Source organism: Catellatospora coxensis (assembly GCF_016862635.1).
GTDB lineage: Bacteria > Actinomycetota > Actinomycetes > Mycobacteriales > Micromonosporaceae > Catellatospora > Catellatospora coxensis.
On the sequence record NZ_BONI01000109.1, the window covers coordinates 1 to 25,075 of the forward strand.

17 protein-coding genes are annotated in these 25,075 nt (G+C 72.7%); 7 read left to right on the top strand and 10 right to left on the bottom strand.

What is annotated here, in order from left to right:
• Positions 1-430 precede the first annotated feature (430 nt).
• A complete protein-coding gene (gene hpt, locus Cco03nite_RS38375; protein ID WP_203698949.1) occupies positions 431-994 on the bottom strand; it encodes a hypoxanthine phosphoribosyltransferase in 564 nt (187 codons plus the stop codon).
• Positions 995-1,260: 266 nt separating this feature from the next.
• On the opposite strand from hpt, the gene Cco03nite_RS38380 reads away from it, so the two are divergent.
• Positions 1,261-2,214 carry a GlxA family transcriptional regulator gene (locus Cco03nite_RS38380; protein WP_203698950.1) on the top strand — a complete coding sequence of 318 codons (954 nt, stop codon included), beginning with the start codon at positions 1,261-1,263 and terminating at the stop codon, positions 2,212-2,214.
• A 109-nt stretch (positions 2,215-2,323) separates the two neighbouring features.
• Here the strand turns inward: Cco03nite_RS38380 and Cco03nite_RS38385 are convergent, their stop codons facing one another.
• Both Cco03nite_RS38385 and Cco03nite_RS38390 read right to left on the bottom strand, forming a co-directional pair.
• Positions 2,324-5,617, bottom strand: a complete 3,294-nt coding sequence (locus Cco03nite_RS38385) for a S8 family serine peptidase (RefSeq protein WP_203698951.1) — start codon at positions 5,615-5,617, stop codon at positions 2,324-2,326.
• A 65-nt stretch (positions 5,618-5,682) separates the two neighbouring features.
• The gene (locus Cco03nite_RS38390; RefSeq protein ID WP_203698952.1) at positions 5,683-7,266 is read right to left on the bottom strand and encodes a gamma-glutamyltransferase family protein; all 1,584 of its coding nucleotides are present in this window, start codon (positions 7,264-7,266) and stop codon (positions 5,683-5,685) included.
• A gap of 58 nt (positions 7,267-7,324) precedes the next feature.
• On the opposite strand from Cco03nite_RS38390, the gene Cco03nite_RS38395 reads away from it, so the two are divergent.
• Entirely contained in the window at positions 7,325-8,407 is a 1,083-nt protein-coding gene (locus tag Cco03nite_RS38395; protein ID WP_203698953.1) for an Rv3626c family coenzyme F420 biosynthesis-associated protein, read from the top strand.
• Complete coding sequence (tilS, locus tag Cco03nite_RS38400; RefSeq protein ID WP_203698954.1) at positions 8,404-9,414, top strand: tRNA lysidine(34) synthetase TilS; 1,011 nt, start codon at positions 8,404-8,406, stop codon at positions 9,412-9,414. Before Cco03nite_RS38395 ends, tilS begins: the two co-directional genes overlap by 4 nt.
• 3 nt (positions 9,415-9,417) lie before the next feature.
• On the opposite strand, the gene dacB is transcribed toward tilS, so the two are convergent.
• Positions 9,418-11,364, bottom strand: coding sequence for a D-alanyl-D-alanine carboxypeptidase/D-alanyl-D-alanine endopeptidase (gene dacB / locus Cco03nite_RS38405; protein WP_239168002.1), 1,947 nt, complete (start codon positions 11,362-11,364; stop codon positions 9,418-9,420).
• A gap of 301 nt (positions 11,365-11,665) precedes the next feature.
• On the opposite strand from dacB, the gene Cco03nite_RS38410 reads away from it, so the two are divergent.
• Entirely contained in the window at positions 11,666-12,157 is a 492-nt protein-coding gene (locus Cco03nite_RS38410; protein WP_203698955.1) for an inorganic diphosphatase, read from the top strand.
• Positions 12,158-12,225: 68 nt separating this feature from the next.
• Here the strand turns inward: Cco03nite_RS38410 and eccCa are convergent, their stop codons facing one another.
• Complete coding sequence (eccCa, locus tag Cco03nite_RS38415; protein ID WP_203698956.1) at positions 12,226-16,236, bottom strand: type VII secretion protein EccCa; 4,011 nt, start codon at positions 16,234-16,236, stop codon at positions 12,226-12,228.
• A gap of 214 nt (positions 16,237-16,450) precedes the next feature.
• Here eccCa and eccD point away from each other — a divergent pair, with 214 nt between their 5' ends.
• A complete protein-coding gene (gene eccD / locus Cco03nite_RS38420) occupies positions 16,451-17,902 on the top strand; it encodes a type VII secretion integral membrane protein EccD (RefSeq protein WP_203698957.1) in 1,452 nt (483 codons plus the stop codon).
• Between the two features lie 103 nt (positions 17,903-18,005).
• Entirely contained in the window at positions 18,006-19,262 is a 1,257-nt protein-coding gene (mycP, locus tag Cco03nite_RS38425) for a type VII secretion-associated serine protease mycosin (RefSeq protein WP_239168003.1), read from the top strand.
• Between the two features lie 3 nt (positions 19,263-19,265).
• Here the strand turns inward: mycP and Cco03nite_RS38430 are convergent, their stop codons facing one another.
• The 5 genes from Cco03nite_RS38430 to Cco03nite_RS38450 form a co-directional block, all read right to left on the bottom strand.
• Positions 19,266-20,444 (bottom strand): MarP family serine protease, encoded by a 1,179-nt coding sequence (locus Cco03nite_RS38430; protein WP_203698958.1) that lies wholly within the window; start codon positions 20,442-20,444, stop codon positions 19,266-19,268.
• Between the two features lie 4 nt (positions 20,445-20,448).
• Complete coding sequence (locus Cco03nite_RS38435; RefSeq protein ID WP_203698959.1) at positions 20,449-21,135, bottom strand: NUDIX hydrolase; 687 nt, start codon at positions 21,133-21,135, stop codon at positions 20,449-20,451.
• Between the two features lie 156 nt (positions 21,136-21,291).
• Positions 21,292-21,933: a TlpA family protein disulfide reductase gene (locus Cco03nite_RS38440; RefSeq protein WP_203698960.1), complete on the bottom strand. Its 642-nt coding sequence runs from the start codon at positions 21,931-21,933 to the stop codon at positions 21,292-21,294.
• Positions 21,934-22,112: 179 nt separating this feature from the next.
• Positions 22,113-22,853 (bottom strand): endonuclease III, encoded by a 741-nt coding sequence (gene nth, locus Cco03nite_RS38445; RefSeq protein ID WP_239168004.1) that lies wholly within the window; start codon positions 22,851-22,853, stop codon positions 22,113-22,115.
• A gap of 10 nt (positions 22,854-22,863) precedes the next feature.
• Entirely contained in the window at positions 22,864-24,045 is a 1,182-nt protein-coding gene (locus Cco03nite_RS38450; RefSeq protein ID WP_203698961.1) for a CapA family protein, read from the bottom strand.
• A 242-nt stretch (positions 24,046-24,287) separates the two neighbouring features.
• Here Cco03nite_RS38450 and Cco03nite_RS38455 point away from each other — a divergent pair, with 242 nt between their 5' ends.
• On the top strand, positions 24,288-24,965 hold the full coding sequence (locus tag Cco03nite_RS38455) for a Crp/Fnr family transcriptional regulator (protein ID WP_120317442.1): 678 nt from the start codon (positions 24,288-24,290) through the stop codon (positions 24,963-24,965).
• Positions 24,966-25,075: the final 110 nt, after the last annotated feature.

Consider the following 25,075-nt stretch of genomic DNA (forward strand, 5'->3'; position numbering starts at 1 on the left):
GGGGGGGTCGGGGGCGCTGGGCCGCCAAGAGCGGGCGGCCCTTTACGCGCCCCCGACCCCCACCCCGCTCCGCACAACCACTACAGAACGCTCCACAGATAAGGGAGAGGCGACAGCGGTAACCAGGCCACCCGAGTAACCCCGTGACGGCTCCCGGGGAGACCGCGGCGACTCGCTTGCGCCCCACGAGTAACGCCCCACATGACGGTCCTTCAAAACACGGGTGGTGACTGTGGGGCCAGGTAGTAGCCAAGTGTGGGGCGTAACTGACTTGGCAGAACCTAAAAAACCCGCACGAACCCACCCACCGCAACCACCCCTACCGGAGCGGAGCAGGGGGTGCCGCCGGAGTGAGCGTAAAGGGCCGCCCGTTCTTGGCGGCCCCCAGCGAACCCGGCGGCACCCCCTGCGGAGCGCAACCACGCACGAATCAGCGCTGATAAACCTCAGGCTTGAGAATCCCGACATACGGCACCTCGCGATACCGCTCCGCATAGTCCAGCCCGTACCCGACGACGAACTCCGTAGGAATGTCGAACCCCACGTACTTCACCGGCACCGGCACCTTGATCGCCTCAGGCTTCCGGAACAGCGCCACGACGTCGACCGACTTCGCCGAACGCGACTCCAGGTACTTGAGGAGCCAGGAGAGAGTCAGACCCGAGTCGACGATGTCCTCGACGACGATCACGTGCTTGCCTGCGATGTCGCGGTCGAGGTCCTTGAGGATGCGTACGACGCCCGAGGACGTGGTGCCCTGGCCGTATGAGGAGACGGCCATGAACTCGAGTTCGACGGGGGGGCCGCCGATCTTGCCGAGTTCGCGGGAGAAGTCGGCCATGAACATGACCGCGCCCTTGAGGACGCAAACGAGAAGCAGGCCGTCTACCGACGCGTAGTCGGCGGCGACCTGCTTGGCGAGCTCGGCGGTCTTACCGCGGAGTTCCTCTTCAGTGATGATCACACGGTCTATGTCCGCGTCGTACCAGCCCATGTGGTCAAGACTGCCGGATGGAGGGCCTCTGGCGCACGTCGGGGTCGGAATTGGTGACGATCATCCCGAGCTGGCCTGCGACGCCGGTGACCAGTAGGAACGCTAGTAGGAAGATGAACTGTCCCATGACGGCCTCACCGTTTGGAGTGGTTTGGGGTGGTGCGCACCGGTGTGAATTAAGTGTGGCGTGTCCGGTTCGGGTGGGACAGTGGCAGGGATGCCAGGGTCCCTCGAATTTCTGCCATTCATCGAGTAGCGTGAGTCACATGTCGCTGTATCGCGTGGCCGTGCTCGGGTTGGACGAGATCGCGCCGTTCGAGCTCGGGGTGCTGTGCGAGGTGTTCGGGACCGATCGCAGTGCTGATGGGTTTCCGACGTACGAGTTCTCGGTGTGCAGTCCGGATGGCGGGCCGTTGCGGACTCGGTCGGGGTTCGGGATCGTGCCGGATGCGGGTCTGGGGCCGCTGGCGAGCGCTGATCTGGTGGCTGTTCCTGCTCATCCGCTGACGTCGGAGGTGCCGCCGGCGGCGGTGGAGGCGCTGGTGGCGGCGGCCGAGCGGGGAGCGTGGATCATGTCGGTGTGTTCGGGGGCGTTCCTGCTGGGGCAGGCGGGGCTGCTGGACGGGCGGCGATGCACGACGCACTGGAAGCACGCGGCGCTGCTGGCCGAGCGGTATCCGACGGCGCTGGTGTCGCCGAACGAGCTGTACGTGCAGGACGGGCGGGTGATCACCAGCGCGGGGACGGCGGCGGGGATCGACGCGTGCCTGCATCTGGTGCGGCAGGTGCAGGGGGCGGCGGTGGCGACGAAGCTGGCCCGGCGGATGGTGGTGCCGCCGCACCGGGCGGGCGGGCAGTCGCAGTTCATCGAGGCGCCGATCCCGGAGCAGGTCGACTGCGACACCCTGCAGCCGCTGCTGGAGTGGCTGGTCACGCACCTGGACGAGCCGCTGACCGTGGACGATCTGGCGGCGCGTACGCACATGGCGCCGCGTACGTTCGCGCGCCGGTTCCGGGCGGAGACCGGGGCGACGCCGCACGACTGGCTCACGCATCAGCGGCTGCTGCTGGCCAGGCGGCTGCTGGAGGAGACCGACCTGAGCGTCGAGTCGGTGGCGACCCGGGCCGGCTTCGGCGACTCGGCGACCCTGCGCCACCACTTCCGCCGCCGCCTCGACACCACCCCGGCCGACTACCGCCACACCTTCCGCACCCGCTGAAGGACTCCCCCGCACCCGCTCAACGCGGACACGAAGGAAGGGCACCTTCACAACGCCATGCGTTGCAGAAGGTGCCCTTCCCATCATCTCGGCCCTCGGAGCAGGGCTTTCAGGGGGCGACCACCGGAATCCGGGTACGCACCACCGTGGTGCCCGGCACCTCCGGGCTGGTCATGCTAGTGGTGACGCGGGCGTCGGAGGGCATGACGCCGCGCAGCTGCACGGTGTACGACGCCACGCCGCCCGGGTGCCCGCCGGTGCTCTGGACGCGCAGGTCGGGGCCGGGCTTCTCGGTGCGCAGCGTGCCCTTGCCGAGCGCGTTCTCCGCGCCGACCGCGAACACCTTCGCACCGCCGGGCAGGTCCTTGGCGTCGTACGCGAACCGGATGTCCTCGTTCTCGCCGGCGCCCAGCCAGACCTGGAAGCGCTGGGTGTCGGTGGTGCCGAAGCGGTTCACCCGCCACTCCACCACGATCCATTCGACGCCGCCGCCCTCGACGGTGGCCACGCGCACGCCGTCGGCCTTCGAGCCGTCCATGTCGGCCCAGTACGGGGCGAGCACGTTGTTGGGGCGGCCCGCGTCGGGAGCCCGCGTGCCGTCGACGGCTGGCGGTTCGAAGCGGATGTCCTGGGTGGTGCCGCCACCGACGACGAGGTAGCCGTTGGAGACCACGCCGATGCGCTGGTACGTCTGGCCGGCGTAGCCGAACCCGGGCACGTCGTAGGTGATCATCTCCTCGTCGCCGATCGGGTCGGGCGTGACGTCCAGCGGCTGCCACACCCGGTCGTCCAGCTGCGCGACGTCCGGGGTGCCCGGCTCGATGCCGCGCAGCGTGGTGTCGTGGCTGACCTCGCGCGGGCCGTCCACCGTGGCCCCGCCGTCGACGCCGGTGACGGCGAGCGCCGGGTCCAGCCGCGTGGTCAGGTCGACCGCCGCGTCGTCGAATCCGGTGTTGGCGGCCGTCACCGTGCACTGCGCGGTGCGGGTCAGCGTCACCTTCTTCGCGGTGCAGGTGCTGGCCAGCGTCACCTGGCCCTGGGCCGGCTGGAAGGCGACCGGCAGGTGCAAAGCCGGGCCGCCGTCGGCCGGGGTCAGCCGGATCTCGCCGGACAGGTAGGCCTCGGCGGCCGAGCGGGAGTAGATCGTCACCGGCAGCGGCGCGGCTCCCCGCGCGGGCACGGTGACCGCCGCCGGGACGCTGATCGAGCTGTCCGCGGGCGCGGTGGCCGCGACGGCGTACGTCATGGTCCGGTCGGTCATGTTGCGCAGCGTGCGCACGGTGGACAGCCGGCCCGGCATGATCGGCGCGTTGATCGACGGCAGGTTGAGGTCGACGGCGCGCACCTCGTCACCGGCCAGCGTCATCATGCGGGTAGCGGAGTCCGACACGGTCAGCGTGACCCGGTCGGCGCGGTCCACCGCGATCCGGCCCGCGCCCATCTCGTGCGGCCCGGCCGGGGTCTTGCCGTCCTCCTTGGTCACCTCGGTCACCGCGGTGGTCATCAGGGCCGACTTGAGCTCGCCCGGGGTCCAGCCCGGGTGCCGCGAGGCCAGCAGCGCGGCCGCGCCGGCGACGTGCGGCGACGACATGGAGGTGCCCGCGATGGCCTGGAACAGCTCGCCGGCGGGGCCGCCCGCGGTGGCGTCCGGGGTCGGCGTGTGTCCGGCCAGGATCTGCACGCCGGGTGCGGTCAGGTCGGGCTTGAGGGCGAGGCCGCCGGGGCCCCGGGAGGAGAACGCCGCCATCACGTCGCCGGTGCCGGGGCTGGCCTGCCCGGCGGTGATCGTTGCCGTCACATCGGTGTTCGCGTCGAGGAACTCCAGCACCGCCGCGTCGGCCAGGTGCACGGTGGGTAGCCAGTGGTTGTCGGTCTCCACGTCCTGCAGGGTCGGGTTGTAGAGGATCATGCCGACGGCACCGCCCTCGCGTACGTTCCAGCCCTTCTCGACCCGGGGGTTGACGCCGCGCTCGCAGACGACGATCTTGCCGGTGAACAGGCCCTTCTTCGCCGACTTGGCGCAGCCCATGCCGCCCTTGTAGCCGGGCACGTCACCGGCCCGCACCACCGGAGCCGGCCCGGCGCCCGCGGTCAGCGAGGCCCCGCTCAGCTGCTTGGTCGCGGCCCCGGCCTGCAGGGTCAGGCCGGCGCTGAACTCGCGGCGCTGGCTGGAGGCGGCCACCGTGGTCACCCAGGGGGACAGGTGGTTGACCGTGCCGGCGTCCGGGCCCGAGTTGCCCGCCGAGGCGGCCACGAAGACCCCCGCCGCGTACGCGTCGAGGAAGGCCATCTCGACCGGGTCGCTGAACGGGTCGGTGCCGCCGGAGATGGAGAAGTTGACGACGTCGACGCCGTCGCGCACCGCCTGCGCCACCGCGGCCGCCGAGTCCGACGACATGCAGCCGTTCTCGCCGCAGACCTTGTAGACGCTGACCCACGAGCCCGGGGAGACGCCGTGCACCGGCCCCCGCTCGACCCCGAACACCTTCGCCGAGGCCAGCACGTTGCCCGCGGCCGTCGACGCGGTGTGCGTGCCGTGCCCGTCGCTGTCGCGAGCCGACTTGTACGTCTCGTCCGGGAACGCCGACAGGTAGCCCTTCAGGAACGCCGCGCCGCCGATCAGCTTGTTGTTGCAGCGGAACACGTCCCTGCCGGGCGTCAGCGGGTTGTCGCCGAAGTCGCAGCGGCGCGCCGTGCCGTCCGTCTTGGCCGGCGGCGCGGCGAGCACGCCCTGGTCGGCGAAGGACGGGTGCTCCGGCCACGCGCCGGTGTCCAGGACGCCGACCACGACGCCCTTCCCGGCCTGGCTGGTCGGCGCGCCGTTCGCGCCCGCGCCGCTCTGCAGCACGTCAGCGCCGATGAAGGAGCTGGACGAGTCGGTCAGCGGCTCGCGCAGCTCGTCGCGCTGCACCGCCACCACACCGTCTACCGCGAGCAGCTTCTTGACCTCGTTGGCGGGCAGGGTCAGCGCCACCCCGCCGTACACGGTGCGCAGCCGCTGGCCGACCTGCGCCGAGGGCAGCTTCGCGGCGAGCGCCGAGGTGAACAGGTCCTCGCGCTGGGACAGGTACTGCTCGTAGGCACGTTCGGCGTCGCCGCCGCCCAGCCGGGTGCCGGTGGCCGCCGGGCTGGTCGCGGCCAGGCCCGGCACCCCGCCGGTGTAGCTGGCGACCGGGTCGTGGTCGAGCTTGACCAGGACCGGGATGCGCTCGCCGTCGGTGCGGTCGAGCAGGCTGCGGTCGGTCTTCGCGAGCCGGCTGGTGGGTGCCCGCCCGGCCGTGGCGCGGGACGCCGGTTGGAGTTTCTGCGGGCCGCTCGGCGCGGCCGCGCCGCTGCCCGCCGGTATCACCGCACCACCCGCCACCAGGGCGAGCCCACAACTAATCCGGACAAAAGTCGCCATCTTCACATGGGCGTCAACGACCACGCGTAGGGCCGGGACATGACGCAGCGCCCCCGGACCTGCTCTCAGTAGGCCGCCGCTTGGCCGTCGGCGCGGGGTTCGGAGCCGGCGACGTAGCCGCCGGGGATACGCCAGATGGCCTGGCCCATACCGAACGTGCCGCGGTCGGTGGCGACGGTGACCTCGTGGCCGCGGGCGCGCAGGTCCTCGATCAGGGCCGGGTCGAACTCCGGCTCGACCTCGACCTGCCGTTCGGTGTGCCAGTACCAGCGCGGGCGGGTCAGCGCCTCCTGCGGGCCGAGATCGTCGTCGACCGTCGCCAGCACCAGTTGCAGGTGGCCCTGCGGCTGCATGTGCCCGCCCATCACGCCGAACGGCCCCAGCGGCGCGCCGTCGCGGAACAGGAAGCCGGGGATGATCGTGTGGAACGGCCGCTTGCCGGGCGCGGCGACGTTCGGGTGAGCCGGGTCGAGGCTGAATCCGGCGCCCCGGTTCTGCAGGCCGAAGCCGTACTCCGGGAGCACGACGAACGAGCCGAAGCCCTGGTAGGTCGACTGGATCAGGCTGACCATCATGCCGTCGGCGTCGGCCGCGGCCAGGTAGACGGTGCCGCCCTTCATCGGGTCCCCGGGCGGCGGGTCACCGGCCCTGTCGGTGATCAGCGCCCGGCGGGACGCCAGGTAGGCGGGGTCGAGCAGGTCCGGCATCGGGTACGCGGCCGGGTCGGCGACGTACGCGTGCGCGTCGGCGAAGCCGAGCTTCATCGCCTCGATCTGCTCGTGCAGCCCGTGCCGCGGCAACCCGTCGAGCAGCGCGAGCGCCTGCAGCGCGGCCACCCCCTGCCCGTTGGGCGGGATCTCGTACACGGTGTGCCCGCGGTAGTCCGTACTCACCGGCTCGACCCAGGTGCTGGTGTGCGCGGCGAGGTCGGCGGCGGTGAGCAGCCCGCCGGTGTCCGCCGCGTACGCGGCCAGCGCGTGCGCGATCTCGCCCCGGTAGAACGAGTCGGCGTGGCTGCCGCCGATCAGCCGCAGCGCCCGGCCCGCGCCCGGGTTGCGGAACAGCTCGCCGACCCGCGGCGCGCGCCCCTCCGGCGCGAACACGGCGGCCCAGTCCCGGCACTCCGGGTGCGCCAGCAAGCGCTGAATCTCCACCGACTCGGCCCAGCGCCGGGCGACCGTCGGCGACACCGTCCAGCCCTGCTCGGCGTAGTGCACCGCGTCGGCGAACAGGCGCTCGAACGGCAGCCGGCCGAACCGCGCGTGCAGATCCTGCCAGCCGGCCGGGGCGCCCGGCACGGTCACCGGCAGCCAGCCCCGGGCCGGCGGGGCCAGTTCGGCCCGCGCCTGCCCGCCGCCGAGCGCGCCGTTGGGCGGGTGTGCCGCCGCAGTCAGCGCGGCCAGGCTGAGCGCCGCCGGGGCGCGGCCGGAGGCGTTCAGCCCGTGCAGCTGCTTCCCGTCCCAGACCAGGGCGAACAGGTCGCCGCCGATGTCGTTGGAGCCCGGCTGCACCTGGGTCAGCGTGACCGCCGCCGCCACCGCCGCGTCGACCGCCGAACCGCCTTCACGCAGCATCGCCAGGCCCGCCTGGGCGGCGAGCGGCTGGCTGGTGGCCACCACTCCCTGGGGCGCGTACACCGCTTGTCGCATCCCTGGATCAAAACACGAGCCGCGGGGCGATCTGGCTACGGGAGAGTAGGTTCTAGCTATGGCTCTCGTGGACTGGGATCTCGCCTCGACCACCGCCGCGCGGTTCGGCCCGACCGGACCGTCGGTCACCTACGAGCAGGCCACCGCGGTCGTACGCGATCTGCGGCAGCTGGCCGACGAGGCGATAGGCCACGTCGCGGAGTACACGAAGATGACCCCGCAGGTGCCGGACGCCCCGGTGCGCGTGGTCGACCGGCGCACCTGGGCCGACGTCAACGTGCAGGGACTCCGTACGGTGATCACGCCGCTGACGGACAAGCTGGAGGAGAAGGTCGGCTTCCTCGGCAACCTGGTCGGCGCGAAGGTCACCGGGGTGGAGGCCGGGGCGGTGCTGGGCTACCTGTCCGGCAAGGTCCTCGGCCAGTACGACGTCTTCGCCGCGCCGCCCGCCGAACCCGGCCGGGCCGTGGAAGCGGGGCAGCTGCTGCTGGTCGCGCCGAACATCGTCGCCATGGAACGGCGGATCAAGGCCGACCCGCGCGACTTCCGGCTCTGGGTGTGCCTGCACGAGGTCACCCACCGGACCCAGTTCACCGCCGTGCCGTGGCTGCGCGGGCACTTCCTGAGCGAGGTGCGTGCCTTCATCGAGGCCACCGAGCCGCCCACGGCCAATCTGCTCAGCCAGGCATACCAGCAGTTCGGCGCGGCGATCAAGGCCGCCCGCGCGCCCGAGGGCAGCCGCGGGGCCTCGCTGCTGGAGGCCGTGCAGACACCCGAGCAGCGGGCCGTGCTCGACCGGCTCACCGCGGTGCTGACCCTGCTGGAGGGCCACGCCGAGGTCGTCATGGACGGCGTCGGGCCGCAGGTCATCCCGAGCGTCGCGAGCATCCGCGCGGCGTTCGACCGCCGCCGCAACCCCGCCAACCCGGTCGAGCAGTACCTGCGCCGGCTGCTCGGCATCGACGTCAAGATGCGGCAGTACGCCGAGGGCCGGGTCTTCGTGCAATCGGTGCTGGACCGGGTCGGCATGGACGGCCTGAACCGGATCTGGACCTCCCCGCAGACCCTGCCGACCCTGGACGAGATCGCCGACCCCGACGCGTGGGTGACCCGCGTCGTCACCGCCGACACCCGGGGATGAGGCTCGCCCCCTCGGTCGCCGCCATCCGCACCGCGATCCGCCACACCCTGACCACCCTCCCGACCCCACCCACCTGGCCGACCCGACCCTCCCGGCCCGCCGGGCCGTTGGTGGTGGTGGCTTGTTCGGGTGGGGCGGATTCGCTGGCGCTGGCGGCGGGGGCGGTGTTCGTGGCGCCGCGGCTGGGGTGGCGGGTCGGGCTGGTGACTGTCGATCATCAGTTGCAGGCGGGGTCGGCGGAGCGGGCCGGGCAGGTCGCGCGGTGGGCCCGGGAGCAGGGGTTCGATCCGGTGGAGGTGGCGACGGTCGAGGTCGGGGCGGCGGGTGGGCCGGAGGCGGCGGCGCGGGAGGCACGGTACGCGGCGCTGGCCGAGGCGGCCGGGCGGCTCGGTGCGTCGACGGTCCTGCTCGGACACACCCGCGACGATCAGGCCGAGACGGTGCTGCTGGCGCTGGCGCGCGGGGCCGGGCCGCGCGGGCTGGCCGGGATGCCGGCGCACCGGACGCACGCCGGGGCCCGGTTCAGCCGGCCGCTGCTCGACGTGCCGCGCTCGGCCTGCCGGGCCGCGTGCGAGGTGCAGGAACTGGTCCCGTGGGAGGACCCGCACAACACCGATCCTTCGTACGCCCGCGCGCGGGTGCGGGCCGATGCGCTCCCCGCGCTGGTCGCCGCGCTGGGCGAGGGTGTCGTGGCCAACCTGGCCCGGTCCGCGGCCCTGCTGGGCGCGGACGCCGACCTGCTCGACGAGCTGGCCGGACAAGCCCTGGACCGCTGCCGTACGCCCGCCGGGTTGTCCGCCGGTGCGCTGGCCGAGTTGCCTGCGGCGCTGCGTACCCGCGTGCTGCACGGCTGGGCCGCTGAGCTGGGCGCGCCCCGCGCGGCGCTGACCCACCGGCACGTCGCGGCCCTCGACGCGCTGGTCACAGCCTGGCACGGGCAGGGCGCGACGCTGCTGCCCAGCGGAATCGCGGTCAGCCGCCGGGCAGGTGAGCTGACCGGCGGCTGAGCCTCAGCGGCAGCCGCAGACCGCGATCGCTGCGGCGATCTTGTCGAGCGCGTTCTGGGCGGTGTCCCGATCGACCGGCACCTTGTCGGCTAGCACCGCGAAGGCCAGCAGCCGCCCGTCGGCGGTCTGCACGACACCGCCCAGCGCGTTGACGCCGTTGAGCGTACCGCTCTTGGCCCGCACCACGCCGAACCCCGCCTTCGACTTGGCGAAGCGCGCGCTCATCGTGCCCGACCAGCCGGCCACCGGCAGGCCGTTGAAGAAGTCGGACAGGTGCGAGTCGGTGCCGCCCCCAGCCTTGACCAGCAGGTCGGTCAGCACCTTCGGCGAGATCTTGTTCTTGGGCGACATGCCGGAGCCGTCCAGCAGGTCGGCCTGCGTGGCGTCGAGCCCGAGCTCGGTCACCACCTGCTCCATCGCGGCGGCGGCTCCGGCGAACGAGGCGGGCTGGCCCTTGGCCAGCGCGACCTGGCGCGCCAGCGCCTCGGCCAGCGTGTTGTCGCTCTCGGTCAGCATCTGCTCTACCTGGCGCAGCAGCGGCGCGGACCGCACCGAGCCCAGCTCCGTGCCCGGCGCGGGCGGCCCGGCCGCGGCCGCGCTGCCCTGCGGTGACGGGGCCGTGGAGCCGGTGGCCGTCGTCGCGGGCGCCTTGCCCTTGGCGCTTCCGGTCACCCCGAGCAGCTTCGCGAAGGCGTCACCGGCGGCGCGTTCAGGATCGCTGTACCACGTGAACGGCATCACGCGTTGCTTGAGGTTGGAACGCGTACCGTTGATCATCACCGCGGTGATCCGGGAGACGGTGCCCTCGCCGAGGGTGTCCGACGGCCAGTCGGGCGACGCGACCGGGCCGGTGAACAGGCTCCCGTCGGTGATCACCTTGGTGATCGGGGCATCCCCCATCGCCTTCTTGACCTGCGCCGCGAGATCGTCGAGCTGCGCCGCGCCCTCGTAGAACTTCTTGGCGGTCACACCGAGCGTGGCGTCGCCCGCGCCGATCAGCACGACCTCGCCGGGGTTCGCCCCGGCCACCACCCGGGTGGTGATCCGGTAGTCGGGGCCGCGCGTGGAGAGCACCGCGGCCGCCGTGACGAGCTTCGTGTTCGACGCCGGAGTGATCATCTCGGTGGGGGCGCGCTCGTAGAGGACCTCGCCCGTGGTGACGTCGACCACCGAGGCGCTGACGCTGCTGCCCAGCGGCGAGCTGATCACCAGCGGGTCGAGAAGCTTCTTGAGCGCCGCCGCGTCCGGCACCGGGGCGTCGGTCATGGCGGCGAGCACGGGCGCCGCCGCCGGCTCAGCGGGCGGAGCCGCGCTCGGCGACTGCCAGTCGGGCGCGTCCAGCAGGTTCGACATCAGGTCGGGCTTGAGCACGGCGACCCCGGCCAGCCCGGCGCCCAGCGCGACGACCAGCGTCAGCACGGTCACGAGCACGCCCTTACGGCGCTTACGGGGCTTCGCCTTGGGACCGGACGGCTCGGGCTCGCTCTGACCGGCGGGCCGGCCGTACTCACCGGGACGGGTCGGACCGCCGGCACCGAACGCCGCTCCCGGGCCTTGCGGACCCGGGGCAGCACCGTGCTGACCCGACGGGACCTGGGCGGAGCCGTAGCCCGGTCCGGCTTGACCCTGCGGGACTTGGGCGGAGCCGTAGCCTGGCCCGGCTTGACCCTGCGGCATCTGAGCGGAGCCGTACTGACCCTGTGGGACCTGGGCGGAGCCGTACTGGCCCTGCGGGACCTGGGCGGAGCCGTACTGGCCCTGCGCTGCCTGGCCGTACTGACCCTGGCCCTGGCCCTGGGGAACCTGCGCCGAGCCGTAGCCGGGCGCGGCCGGGGCCTGCGGGCTGCCGTAGACCTGTGGACGGGCGGAGCCGTAAGCCTGTGGATTACCGGGTGGCGTGTCCTGTGGACGGCCGCCGTAGGGCTGGCGGTCCTGGGGAGAGCTGTGCACATCCTGTGGATAAGCACCCGGTCGGGGGCTTGCGCTCTGTGGATAAGCCGGTGGATACCCGCTGCTTCCCTGGTCCGTGGCCTGTGGATAACCGGTGTGGAGCTGCCAGACCCATTCCTGCCCGTTCCACACCCACTCGCCCGGCGGGCCGGACGGCGAACCCGCGGCATCTGCGGGTTCGGCACCGTAGTGTGAACCTTGCCTCCCCAAAGCGGCCCTCCTCCGATGCCCCGAACCAGCCAGGCGAGACTAACTAAAATTCGCCAACGTCGGCGAACTTACAGGCCAATGGGAGTGTGAAATGGATTTCGACGTCACGGTTGAGATCCCCAAGGGGCAGCGCAACAAGTACGAGGTCGACCACGAAACCGGGCGGATCCGGCTGGATCGCACCCTGTTCACCTCCACGCAGTACCCCGCCGACTACGGGTTCATCGAGAACACCCTCGGCGAGGACGGCGACCCGCTCGACGCGCTGGTGCTGGTACAGGAGCCGACTTTCCCCGGTTGCCTGATCAAGTGCCGCGCGATCGGCATGTTCCGCATGCGTGACGAGAAGGGCGGCGACGACAAGGTCCTCTGCGTGCCGGCCGACGACCCGCGCCTGGAGCACCTGCGTGACATCCATCACGTGGCCGAGTTCGACCGGCTGGAGATCCAGCACTTCTTCGAGGTCTACAAGGACCTCGAACCCGGCAAGAGCGTCGAGGGCGCGACCTGGGTCGGCCGTACCGAGGCCGAGGCGGAGATCGTGCGCTCGTACGAGCGCGCCAAGGAGAACGGCGGCCACTGAGGCCGGACATGTCGAAGGGGCGTGGCGGAGGATTCTCCGGCCGCGCCCCTTCGGCGTGTTGTGTCTGATCAGAACGCGGGCAGCTCGGCAAGCTGGACGAGCCGCGAGCCGCGGCGGGTGATGAGGCGGCCGCGGCCGGGCGGCATGCGGTCGTACTTCATCCGGCTGCCGAACGGCGCGCTGACGATGTTCTCGGCCGACAGCATCAGGTACGGCGCGTTCGCCGCGGCCAGGCGCGACAGCGCCGCGTCGTAGCTGGACCGGCTGCCGCCCCAGTTCGCGTTGGCCGCCGAGATCAGGTGCAGGCCGACGTCGCGGGCCTGGAACAGGAAGTCGGCCAGCGGCTCGATCGGGTGGCCGCCGCCGGAGACGACCACGTCGTAGTCGTCGATGATGAGGAAGAACTCGCCGCGCCCGGCCAGCCAGGGGCGCAGCGGCATGTCCTGCGGGCGGGTGCCGTCGGGCGGCCGCCGCTCCTCCATCCGGACCCGGATCGCCTCGATGTAGTCGCGGATCTGGGACAGGTTGCTGATGTACGCGAGCTGGTGTTCGGTGGTCACCGCCCCGAGCAGGCTGCGCCGCGGGTCGATGATGATCATCTTGGCCTGGTCGGGGGTGTACCGCTGGGTGATCGTGCGGGCGATCTGGCGCAGCAGCGTCGACTTGCCGCTCTCGCTCTCGCCGAACGCGGTGAGGTGCACGTCGGCGTAGAAGTCGACCGTGGCCGGCGTGAGGTCGTCGGCGATGCCGATGGGCAGCGTCCACTCGCCGCCGGTCTCCAGCGGCATCCGCTCGTACGCGTACACGCTGGGCAGCATGCGCACCCGGGGCGCGGGCATGCCGTCCCAGTGCTTGGCGATGTGCCGGATCAGGTCGTCGCGGTGGCCGAGGGCGTCCACGTCGGGGCGCAGCGCGAGGGTGAACAGGCCGTCGGGGGTGAGGCCGAAGCCGGGGCGCTGCGGCACCTGCGGCGCGATCTTGCGTACCCGGCAGATGGTGTCGCCGGGATCGCCCAGCCGCAGCTCGATCTTGCTGCCGAACTGGTCCTGGATGTTGGCCCGGAAGTCGCGCCAGCGCAGCGACGTGGCCACGACGTGCACGCCGTAGGCCAGACCGCGGGTCGCGAAGTCGGTGATGACCGGGTCCAGGTCCTCGTAGCTCTCCTTGAGCGTGCTCCAGCCGTCGACGACCAGGAACACGTCGCCGTACGGGTCGTCGGTGAACCGCCCCGCCGCGCGCAGCCGCCGGTACGCCGCCATGGACTCGATGCCCTGCTCGGCGAAGCGGGTCTCACGCATGTTGAGCAGCTGGGAGACCTCGCTGACGGTGCGCCGGACCATCAGCGCGTCCTGCCGGCCGGCGACACCGCCGACATGCGGCAGGTCGCGCAGCGCGCCGAGCGAGCCGCCGCCGAAGTCGAGGCAGTAGATCTGCGCCTCCTGCGGCGTGTGGGTCAGCGCCAGACCGGTGATCAACGTGCGCAGCAGGGTGGACTTGCCGCTCTGGCCCGCGCCGACGATCGCGACGTGCCCGGCCGCGCCGTCGGCCAGCCGCAGCCACTGCAGGTCGCGCAGCTGCTGGGCGGGCTTGTCGACGATGGCGACCGGCACCCGCAGCGCGCCGCGCAGATCGGGGTTGGCGACCGTCAGGCCCCGGCCCTCGACCAGGCCGAGCTGCCCGAAGGCGAGGTCGAGCGGGTCGGAGACGTCCAGCGGGGGCAGCCAGACCTGGTGCGCGGGCGGGCCCTGGCCGACCATGCGCTCGATCATGACGTCCATCAGGCTCTCGCCCGGCTTCACGTCCCAGTTGACCTCGGGCTCGGCGTTCGCGGGGCGCTGCGGCACCGGCACGAAGTGGTTGCTGAAGTCGTAGACCAGGTCGCGGCCGTCGACCCGGCGCGCGGCCTTGGCCTCGCCCGCCTTCTTGAACGAGCCGGACACGTACGCGCCCTTGAACCGCTGCAGCGGCTCCGAACCGAACTTCAGGTAACCGTGGCCGGGGGCCTTGGGCAGGTCGTACGCGTCGCCGACGCCGAGCACGGCCCGCGACTCCATCGCGGAGAAGGTGCGCAGACCGATCCGGTACGACAGGTGCGTGTCCAGGCCGCGCAGGCGGCCCTCCTCCAGGCGCTGGCTGGCCAGCAGCAGGTGGATGCCGATGGAGCGGCCGACCCGGCCGATCTGCACGAAGATGTCGATGAAGTCGGGGTTGGCGGTGAGCAGCTCGGAGAACTCGTCGCAGACGATGAACAGCGACGCCAGCGGGGCCAGCGCCGCCCCGCCCGTGCGGGCCTTCTCGTAGTCCTTGAGGTTGGCGAAGTTGCCCGCGGCCCGCAGCAGCTCCTGGCGGCGCAGCACCTCGCCGGTGATCGCGTCGCCCATGCGGTTGACCAGGTGGCTCTCGCCCTCCAGGTTGGTGATGACCGCGGAGGTGTGCGGCAGCCGGTCCAGCGAGGCGAACGTCGCGCCGCCCTTGAAGTCGACCAGCACGAAGTTGAGCTGCTCGGACGAGTGCGTGGCGGCCAGGCCGAGCACCAGGGTGCGCAGCAGCTCCGACTTGCCGGAGCCGGTCGCGCCGACGAGCAGGCCGTGCGGGCCCATACCGTCCTGCGCGGACTCCTTGATGTCGAGCTCGACCGGGGAGCCGTCCGGGCCGACGCCCAGCGGCACCCGCAGCATGTTGCGGCTCGCGCGCGGCGACCAGCCGTACGCCACGTCGAAGCGCTCCGGGTCGGGGATGCCGAGCAGGTCGGCCAGGCCCTTCTCGCTCGTCATCGCGTTGCTGCTGGTGATGGTCGTGGCGGACAGGCGCAGCGGGGCCAGCCGGCGGGCCAGCGCCTCGGCCTCCACGACGCTGAGCCGGTCGGCGACGCCCACCTCGGCGACCGAGGCCGCGGTGACGGTGTGCAGGGCCCGCTCCCGGCCGCGCACCTCCAGCGTGAGCATGCCGCGCTCCAGCAGGCGGGGCGGCGGGGAGTCGAGGTCCAGGATGGTCATGCCGGACAGGCCCTCGGGCACGGCGAGCTGCCCCGCCCCGGCCATGTCCGCGCCGTCGAGCACGACGACGACGTGCGGCGCGCCCTCGCCCGCGCCGAACCGCGCCCGGCCGGCCAGCACCTCGGCGAGCAGGCCCTCCATCTCCTGGGCGGAGGTGGCGAACAGCCGGACCGGGCCGAGCGCGTCCACCCGGCTCGGGTGCTGGTGGTGCGGCAGCCACTTGGCCCAGTCCCACGCCTCGCGGCGGTAGGAGGAGCCGCAGATCGCGATGATCAGATCGTCGGGCGCGTGGAACACGGCCAGCTGCGCGAGCATCGCCCGGGTCAGCCCGTGCACGTCGCCGCCGTCGCGGTGGTCGCCGGCGAAACCGCTGGTGGCCGTGCTGCTGGCGTACATGCCGTCGTTGCGCGGTGCCGCGCCGTCGCCGCGCAGGAACACCCGGCCGAAGCCGCGCATCGACAGCGCCACCGGCAGGTCCGGGACCACCGAGTACGCGTCCAGGAAGCGCCGCAGCGCCCCGGCCGTCATCGGCTCCAGCTCCTCCAGCGGCCGGGTCTCCGGCGGCAGCAGCGGGGTGGCCAGCGACTGCGGGCCGATGCCCACGCGCACGATGCCGAAGTCGGGGTCGTGCGAGCGGCGCTCCCAGAGCCGGAAGCTGTCCACCGTGGACCACAGCCGCTGCGGGTCGGGGTGGCGGTAGAACAGGCCGGTGCGCTGCTGCTGCACGGCCTGGCGGGCGCGGCGGCGCAGCCCGGCCAGGTGGCGCAGGTATTCGCGGCGGGCCGCCATCATCTCGGCCTTCTTCGGCTGGCCCGCGCCGTTCATCAGGCTCGCGGCGATCATGCCGAGGCTGGACACGCCCATCATGCCACCGGCCAGATAGGACATCTTGTCGCCGTTGCCGCGGCCGACCATCATCGCCATGCCCAGACCGCTGCCCAGCATCGGCAGGATCATCATGGCCTGCTGCCAGCGACCGCCCGCGGCCTGCGGGATCTCCGGCGGCGCATCGATGACGAGCTCCCCGCCCGGAATCTCGGGCGCGGGCCGCCGAGGTGCGCGCTTGACGATGACCGTACCCATTGCGACGCCCTCCCCAAGACGGCCGACGGAGTCATGGCGTGCCCGCTGCCGCGGCCTTAATCGGTGTCATCCTTACGCTTCGCTGCAGGATGACACCGAGCGGCCGCTCTCGCGGGCACGACGCCCGCCATGCTAGGCCATGCCGCACTTCTGCGCCCGTGCGCGGGAACGGCACGGGATGACGCGCTGCGGCGCGACGTGGTAGACGTACCGGGTGAGCTACCCCGCCGCCACGACCGCGTCCCCCACCGGCCTTGCCCGCATCACGCTGCACACACCGCAGCGCCGCGTCGACGTGGCGCTGCCTGAGCAGGTGACAGTCGTGGATCTGCTGCCGGATCTGCTGCGCCACGCCGGGGTCGGCCTCGCCGACGACGGTGAGCAGCACGGTGGCTGGGTGCTGCGCCGCGCCGACGGCAGCCCGCTGACCGAGACCATGTCACTGCAGCAGCAGTCGGTACGCGACGGTGAGATCCTGCACCTCGTCCCGGCCCAGGAGCAGTGGCCGGAGCTGGAGTACGACGACGTCGTCGAGGCGATCGCCGAGGGCGCGCGCCGCCGCGGCACGGTGTGGAGCCCCGCGGCGACCCGCATGGCCACCCTGGTCGGCGCGGGCGTGCTGCTGGTGGCGGGCGTGCTGGCACTGGTGCACGGCGGTCCGCAGTGGACGCCGGGCGGTTACCTCGCGCTGACCGTCGCGGTGCTGCTGCTGGTCGGCGGCGTGCTGGCGTCCCGGGCGTACGGGGACGGCGTCACCGGCAGCGCCCTGGCGGGCTTCGCGCTGCCGTACGCCTTCGCCGGTGGCGCGCTGGTGCTCGGCGGCGCGGACAGCGCGGGCGCGCCCGGACTGCCGTCCTGGCTCGGCGAGGCGCAGCTGCTGGTCGGCTGCGTGGCGGTGCTGCTGTTCGCGATGCTCGGCGCGGCGGGCGTGGGACACGGCCTGCGCGTGTTCACCGCGGGTGGCACGGCCGGCCTGCTCGGCGCGCTGACCGCCCTGCTGGCCGGGCTCGGCGCGGCCGGGGCGGCCGCCGTCCTGGTCAGCGCCCTGGTCTGCGGCATCGGCCTGGTGCCGGTGCTGGCCATCCGCTTCGGCAAGGTGCCGGTGCCCTCGGTGACCCCGCCGCGCCCGGCCGACGGCGAGAACGCCTTCGCGACGGTGCCCGCGGCCCGTGGCGCCGCCACCGACCTGCCCGACCGCTCCCGCGTGTTCGCCGCCGTGGCCCGCTCGGAGGAGCTGCTCACCGGCATGCTGATCGGGTACGCCGTGCTGATGGCGGCAGCCGGCCTGATCCTGGTCACCTCGGGCGGCACCGCGGGCCGGGTGCTCGTCGCGGTGTGCGCGACCGCGCTGCTGCTGCGCTCGCGCCTGTTCGTGACGGTGCGCCAGCGGGTGCCGCTGGTCGCCGCGGGCCTGTTCGGCCACCTGCTGCTGCTCGGCGCGGCCGTGTGGCTGTCCGACGGCAGCACTCGGGCATTCTTCGCGGTCGGCGCCGTCGTGCTGGCCATGGTCATCGTGCTGGCCGGGCAGACCTGGTCCCGCAAGGCCCCGTCGCCGTACGTCGGCCGCGCCGCGGACCTGTTCGATCTGCTGGTCGTCGTGTCGGTGGTGCCGGTGGCGGCCTGGGTGCTCGGCCTGTACGGAATGATCCAGGGCTGGGCGGCCTGACCCGGCACCAGCAAGACGGGCGGCAATTCTTTCTCCGCGCGGGAACCCGTGTGAGAATGGCGGAACTGTGCCCAGATTCCGGACGCCCCGACTGGTCAGCGCCGTGCCGCGAAGAGATGCGACGGCGCTGCTACGTGTCGTGGGGGCACTGGCCCTGGCCGCGCTGGGCAGCATCGCCGCGACCACGCCGCAGGAGCCGCCCGCGTCCGACGTCGCGCAGGTGCGGGCCGCGGCCGCGGAGCAGCGCGCGTCCCGCGCCGGCACCGCGGACGACCAGTGGCAGCTGAACACCCTGCGCGCCGCGCGGGCCTGGCAGCTGTCCGACGGCGCGAACACCACCGTCGCGGTGGTCGACTCCGGCGTCGGGGAACACCCCGATCTGAACGGCCAGGTGCTCAGCGGGCTGGACCTGGTGGACAGCTCCGGCGACGGCCGTGACGACCCGGTCGGCCACGGCACCACCGTCGCCGCGCTGATCGCGGGCCGCGCCGACGACGGCCGCGGGGTCGTCGGCCTCGCGCCGAAGGCGAAGATCCTGCCGGTGCGCGTGCTCGACGAGGGCAACAAGTACGACGACGCCCGGGTCGTCGCCGAGGGCGTGCGGTGGGCCGTCGACCACGGCGCGGACGTGATCAACCTGTCCCTGGGCGGCGGCTCCGCCAGCGACGCGCTGGCCGAGGCCATCGACTACGCGTTCGACAAGGACGTCGTCGTGGTCGCCTGCGTCGGCAACGTGAGCACCGGCGGACCCACCGAGATCTGGTATCCGGCCCGGGAGCCGGGAGTGCTCGCCGTCACCGCGATCGCCCCGGGCGACCAGCACCGGCTCTGGCAGGGCTCGCTCACCGGCGCGGAGGCCGTGCTGTCCGCGCCCGGCACCGACCTGGTCGGCGCGCGGCCCGGCGGCTACTGGAAGGTGCAGGGCACCAGTTTCGCCGCGCCGCTGGTCTCCGCGACCGCGGCGCTGGTGCGCTCGCGCTGGCCGGACATGCCCGCCGCCGAGGTGGTGCAGCGCCTGATCACGACCGCGCAGGACCTCGGGCCGGCCGGCCGCGACGACAGTTTCGGCTTCGGCCTGGTCGACCCGGTCGCCGCGCTCACCGCCGAGGTGGCTCCGGTCCGGACGAACTCGCTGGACAACGCGCCGCGGCCGGGAAAGGCGGGCTTCGGCACCGCGCCGGCCCAGGCCGGCGCCACTGCCTCGCCGGTCACGTCGCCCTCCGCCGCCGCGGAGGCGCTGCCCCGCCGCGAGCGCGGCGGGCTGAACCTCGCGCTGGTCGGGGTCGTCGCCCTCGCGGGCGGCGCGATCACCGCGCTGCGCCGCGCCGACCTCAGATCGAGCCGGCTCGACGGCCGTTGACGCTCAGGCGCACTTGCCGGTGCCGACCTCGCCGGTGCGGTTGCGGCCCATCAGCGCGATCGTGGACGCCTCCTCGGCGGTGACCGCGTAGCCGACGTTCGGGTCGTCGGCGGCCGCCGCGAAGATCACGCCGAGCACGGTGCCGTCCTTCGCGACCAGGGGGCCGCCCGAGTTGCCGCTGCGCACGAGGCCCCGGATGGTGTACACCTCGCGGGTGACGGTGCCGTCCTCGTAGATGTCCGGGCCGGTGATGTCGCCGACGTCGCGCACCCGGGCGGACTGCGCGTTGTACGGCCCGTCCAGCGGGAAGCCCAGCACGATCGCGTCCGCGCCGGACTTGGCGGGCGAGTTCGCGAAGCGCATCACCGGCGCGTTCAGCGACGGCACGTGGATCACGGCGAGGTCGCGCTCCGGGTCGTACACGACGACCTTGCCGGACAGCCGGGCCCCGTTCAGCTCGATCCGGATCGACTTCGTGCCCGCCACCACGTGCGCGTTCGTCATCACGTGCTCGTCGGCGAACACGAAGCCGGAACCCTCGATGCGGCGGCTGCAGCTCGGCGCGCTGCCCAGCACCTTCACCACGGACTTCTTCGCGTTCAGCACGACCTGCGACCCGGCCAGCTTCGGATCCGGCGCGGGCACCTCCTTGACCTGGGTCGGCACCAGGTCGCCGAAGACCTCGGGGAAGCCGTTCGTGTCGACGGTGTCGCGCAGCGCCTCGGTCAGCGTCTTCGCCTCGCCCGGCATCACCGAGTCGATCGCCGACAGCAGGCTGCTGTTGCGCACCGCCTTGGCCAGCCACGGCTGCGCGGCGTCGCTCAGTGGCACCGCGACCAACCAGGCCACCAGGGACACGGCGAGCACGGACACCACCGCGCCGCCCAGGTCGTCGACGGTCTGCCCGGCCCGGTTCGTGATCGCCCGCCGGAGCTTGCCACCGCCCCAGCCGGCCAGCGACTGGCCCAGCACGGCCAGGCCGAACACCGCGATGAGCGACACCACGAGCTTGAGCACCGGGTCGGTGAGCAGCCCGGCCAGCAGCGGGCCGAGCTGGAGGCCGATCAGGGCGCCCCCGAAGAACCCGATGAACGAGAGCACGCCCACCACGAAGCCCTGCCGGTAACCGCTCACACCGAAGAGCAGCAGCAGCAGGATCAGGACACCGTCGACGACCGACATCGGTTCAGCCTACGGAAGGGACATCGGCGGTGCCACTAAGCGTGGCGGGCGGGGTCGGCAGGGCCTCGATGCGGTCGGTGGGCCAGGGCCGCGCCCAGCCGCCGAGTTCGAGCAGCGTGGACAGCACCCCCGCGGTGAAGCCCCAGACGAGCATGCCGCGCGCCTGGAACGCCGGCCCGATCCACCCGCTGGAGTGGCGCACCCGCAACCGGTGGGCCGGATCGGCGAGTTCGGCCAGCGGCAGCCGCGCCACGTGCGCCACCTCGCGCGGATCGTGCGCGCCGACCGGGTGCGGCGTGTGCCACCAGGCGAGCACGGGGGTGACCAGGAAGTCGGTGACCGGAATCCACAGCGTGGGCAGCTGCGCCAGCACGGTGACGCTGGCCGGGTCCAGCCCGACCTCCTCGTTCGCCTCGCGCAGCGCGGTCGCGGTCAGGTCGGCGTCCTCGGGCTCGACCGCGCCGCCGGGGAAGGCCGGCTGGCCGGCGTGGTTGCGCAGGGTCGCGGACCGCTGCATGATCAACACGTCCGGGCCCTGCTCGCCCTCGGCCAGCAGGATGAGCACGGCGGCGGGCCGGCCGCCCTCGTCGGGCGTCGGGATGCGGGTGAAGTCCACGGCACGCGCGGCACGTACCCGGGTCAGCAGCGGCTCGAACCACGCCGGCGGCTGCCCGGTGACCACCTCGGTCATGCCTTCTCCTCGCTCCGCTCGCCGGCGGCGTCACCGACCCTGCCGATTCGCCCGCAAGGCTCGCTCATGCCCTCTCCCCGCTCCGCTCGTCGGCGGCATCCTCCAGCCCGCCGAACCGCTCGCAGGGCCCGCTCATTCCTCGTCCTCGCCGCGCGCTCACGTGCGGCCGAAGTGCTGCTCGACCAGTTGGGCCAGGGTCTGGTCGGTCAGCGCGACGTCGCGGTAGACGGTCGTGCGGCCGTCCGCGGCCACGAACAGCGTGAGCGGCAGGGCCATCTCCCCGGCGGCGGCCTTGAGCGCGCCGGAGCGGTCGTACACGCTCGGCAGGCTCACCTTGAGTTCGTCGGCGAGCCAGGCCGCGGCGTCGCGGGAGTCCTCGGTGACGACGCCGAGCACCGGCACCCGGCCGCTGTCGGCCAGCCGCTGGAACGCGGGCAGCTCCTTCCGGCACGGCGCACACCAGGAAGCCCACAGGTTGATCACGAGGGGTCCACGCAGCGTGGACAGGCGCACGGGCTCGCCGCCGGCCATGCACTCCAGAGCCAGGTCGGGCAGCGTGATCGTCCGGGCGTCCCGGCGGGCCGGGCCGCCGGCGGGCGCGCCGCTCGGCTTCGGCGCGGCGCTGCTCGGCAGGGTCGCGATCGGGCCCTCGGGTCCGGTCGTCGGCAGGACCGCGCCCTGCACGGCCGAGGACGACGGCACGGCCGCAGGCGAGGAGGCGGCCGGGCTCGCGCCAGGCGACTGCCCGGTGCTCCCGCCGCCGGTGAACGGGGCGCAGGCCGCGAACGGCCGCGGCACCACCTCATCCGGCGCTTCCGCACCCGACCCGCCACACCCCGCCAGCAACAACACGGCGGCAGCCGCCGTCAGCGCGCTCTTTCGGGGAAAGTGCGGTTCACGGCGGGACGGTAGGCGCAGTTTCTCGGAAAGTACGGCCTGACTACGGCCCGCGCGACGGGCGGTGTGGGGGTGCGGGGTCATGCGGCGACTCCTGCGAGAGCGGCGATCTCGGCGGTACGCGGGCCCTTGAGCAGCTTGACCGCCTCGGCGGGATCGACCGGGCCGATGCCGTACGACGGGCACATCGGGGCCAGCGGGCACGCACCGCAGGCGGGTTTGCGGGCGTGGCAGACCCGGCGGCCGTGGAAGATCACCCGGTGCGACAGCATCGTCCAGTCGCGCTTCTCGACCAGGGCGCCCACGGTGTGCTCGATCTTCACCTCGTCGGACTCGTCGACCCACGCCCAGCGGTTCACGAGCCGCTTGAAGTGGGTGTCCACGGTGATGCCCGGCACGCCGAACGCGTTGCCGAGGACCACGTTGGCCGTCTTGCGGCCGATGCCCGGCAGCGTCACGAGTTGCGCCAGCGTACGCGGCACCTCGCCGCCGAAGCGGTCCACGAGCTGCTGGCCGAGGCCCATCAACGAGGCCGCCTTGTTCCGGAAGAAGCCGGTCGGGCGGAGCATCTCCTCCAGCTCGACGCGGTCCGCCGCGGCGTAGTCGGCGGCGGTGCGGTACTTCGCGAACAGGGCCGGAGTGGTCAGGTTGACGCGTACGTCGGTGGTCTGCGCCGACAGGATGGTGGCGACGGCCAGCTCCAGCGGGTTGGTGAAGTCCAGCTCGCAGTGCGCGTCCGGATGGATGACGGCGAGTTCGCGCGCCATCCGCCGGACCCGGCGCTTGCGCGCCAGGTCGGTCTCGCCCGTCACCGTAACCACGGCAGAGAGCCTACGTCGCGGGTGCCGCGATCGCCCCGTCCGCGCTCAGCACCGCGCCGCTCTTGCCGAAGTCTTCCTTGGTCATCTGCCTGACCAGGCCGAGCGCGCGCTCCTTGGTGTCGGGCACCGGGATGCCGTGCGCGCCGCTGAAGATCGTGGAGTGGAACTGCCCGGAGACGAAGCTGCCGTCCGGGTTCAGGGTCACCTTCAGCACGCCGCCCCAGCCCAGGCGGCCCTCGCCGCGCAGCTGGCCGCCGCCGGCGAAGTTGCCCAGGCTGTACGCGATCAGCCGGCCCTTGTAGAACTCCATGCCGCGCACCACGTGCGGCCCGTGCCCGATGATCAGGTCAGCGCCCGCGTCGATCACGGCGCGGGAGAACGCGTGCGGATTGCCCCGGTTCTCGCCGAGGAAGTTCTCGGTGCCCGGCCGGACGTGGCTCTTGTCCGCGCCCTCAGCGCCCATGTGCACCTGCACCACGACCAGGTCGGCCTGCTCGGCGGCCTTCGCCACGACCTTCTTGGCGGAGGTCAGGTTGAGCAGGCTGTTGTTCCCCGCGTACGAGGAGAAGCCCAGCACCGCGACCTTCACACCCTTGACGTCCACGACGGTGATCTGGTTCGTGGCCCCGGTGTGCTTGAGCCCGGCGGCGTCCAGCGCCCGCTGGGTGTTGGTGAACCCGGCCGAGCCGTAGTCACGGCTGTGGTTGTTGGCCGTGTTGAGCAGGTCGAACCCGGCGTCCACCAGGTGCTTGGCGTAGGACGGCGGCACCCGGAACTGGTGGCAGTTGACCGGCTCGCCCGGCTTGGGCGCCGGACACTTGCCGGTGCCGGTCTCGTCCGTGATCGGCTGCTCCAGGTTGCCCATCACCAGATCGGCCGGCAGCAACGGCTTGATCTTGTCGAAGTATCCCTTGCCGCCGTTCGGCGGAAGATCCTGCGGCGCGTCGCCCATGATGATGTCGCCGGTCGCGGACATACTGATGGCGTTGGCCGCCGGGGCCGCGGTGGGCTCGACCGGCGCCTCCGTCGGCACGACGGCGGCGCCCTCGGGCGCGTGCCACTGCGCCGAGACCGCGTCGGCCGGCGAGGTCAGGGCGGAGAAGCCGAGGCCGACCACTGTGACAAGGAGCACGATCGCGCCCGCGGCGGAGACCCCCGGACGCGCGCGAAGCGATCCGAACACCCGGTCCATGATGGAACGGGGCGGCGTTTCAGCGGACGATGCGGGGGTATCGGGGCGGCTCAGGGGGTGTATGGACATCGCCGGGCACTCTACCCGCCCGGTGCCACGACCGGCACCGGCCGAGGTCGCAGGATTACGGGGGTTGGCGTCCGGTTGCCACCTGCGTGCGCCTAGACTGACCTCGCGCGGCGTACGTGTAGCGACGAGTTAATCCACGGTATGCCCACGATCCGCGTCGATGGAGGTAGGCGATGGACGAGGTGCTGGCTCGGAGCGGGATCTTCCAGGGTGTCGACCCTGAGGCCGCCGAGGCACTTGCTCGTGAGATGGAAACGATCGAGATCCGCAAGGGCGAGATCGTGTTCAACGAGGGCGAGCCAGGGGACAGCCTCTATATCGTACTCTCCGGCAAGATCAAGTTGGGCCGACGCGCCGCCGACGGCCGGCAGAACCTCGTCTCCGTGATGGGGCCCTCGGACATGCTCGGCGAGCTGTCCCTGTTCGACCCCGGCCCGCGCACCGCCACCGCCACCGCGGTGACCGATGTGCGCCTGGCGCGGCTGCGCAAGCAGGCCCTGCGCCCGTGGCTGAACAACCGGCCCGAGATCGCCGAGCAGCTGCTGCGGGTGCTCGCCCGCCGCCTGCGCCGCACCAACGACGCGCTCGCCGACCTCATCTTCACCGACGTGCCCGGCCGCGTCGCCAAGAACCTGCTGCAGATGGCGGGCCGCTTCGGCACCCGCGACGGCGGCGTGCTCCGAGTGACCCACGACCTCACCCAGGAGGAGCTGGCGCAGCTCGTCGGCGCCTCGCGCGAGACGGTGAACAAGGCCCTGGCCGACTTCGCCTCCCGCGGCTGGCTGCGACTGGACGGCAAGAGCGTCATCATCCTCGACCCGGAGCGCCTGGCCCGCCGCGCCCGCGTCTGACCTTCCGCACCACCGACGCGCCCACCTCCGCGCCCTCCCGGCGCGCGACGGTGGGCGCGCCCGTTTCCGGCCCCACCCGCCCCACTCGCGCCCCAGCGCGCCCTTGATCG

Excerpts from the sequence above, each read along its gene's own strand:
- hpt (WP_203698949.1), bottom strand. The coding sequence starts at position 994 with ATGGGCTGGTACGACGCGGACATAGACCGTGTGATCATCACTGAAGAG.
- Cco03nite_RS38380 (WP_203698950.1), top strand. The coding sequence starts at position 1,261 with ATGTCGCTGTATCGCGTGGCCGTGCTCGGGTTGGACGAGATCGCGCCG.
- Cco03nite_RS38385 (WP_203698951.1), bottom strand. The coding sequence starts at position 5,617 with ATGGCGACTTTTGTCCGGATTAGTTGTGGGCTCGCCCTGGTGGCGGGT.
- Cco03nite_RS38390 (WP_203698952.1), bottom strand. The coding sequence starts at position 7,266 with ATGCGACAAGCGGTGTACGCGCCCCAGGGAGTGGTGGCCACCAGCCAG.
- Cco03nite_RS38395 (WP_203698953.1), top strand. The coding sequence starts at position 7,325 with ATGGCTCTCGTGGACTGGGATCTCGCCTCGACCACCGCCGCGCGGTTC.
- tilS (WP_203698954.1), top strand. The coding sequence starts at position 8,404 with ATGAGGCTCGCCCCCTCGGTCGCCGCCATCCGCACCGCGATCCGCCAC.
- Cco03nite_RS38410 (WP_203698955.1), top strand. The coding sequence starts at position 11,666 with ATGGATTTCGACGTCACGGTTGAGATCCCCAAGGGGCAGCGCAACAAG.
- eccCa (WP_203698956.1), bottom strand. The coding sequence starts at position 16,236 with ATGGGTACGGTCATCGTCAAGCGCGCACCTCGGCGGCCCGCGCCCGAG.
- Cco03nite_RS38430 (WP_203698958.1), bottom strand. The coding sequence starts at position 20,444 with ATGTCGGTCGTCGACGGTGTCCTGATCCTGCTGCTGCTGCTCTTCGGT.
- Cco03nite_RS38435 (WP_203698959.1), bottom strand. The coding sequence starts at position 21,135 with ATGACCGAGGTGGTCACCGGGCAGCCGCCGGCGTGGTTCGAGCCGCTG.
- Cco03nite_RS38450 (WP_203698961.1), bottom strand. The coding sequence starts at position 24,045 with ATGGACCGGGTGTTCGGATCGCTTCGCGCGCGTCCGGGGGTCTCCGCC.
- Cco03nite_RS38455 (WP_120317442.1), top strand. The coding sequence starts at position 24,288 with ATGGACGAGGTGCTGGCTCGGAGCGGGATCTTCCAGGGTGTCGACCCT.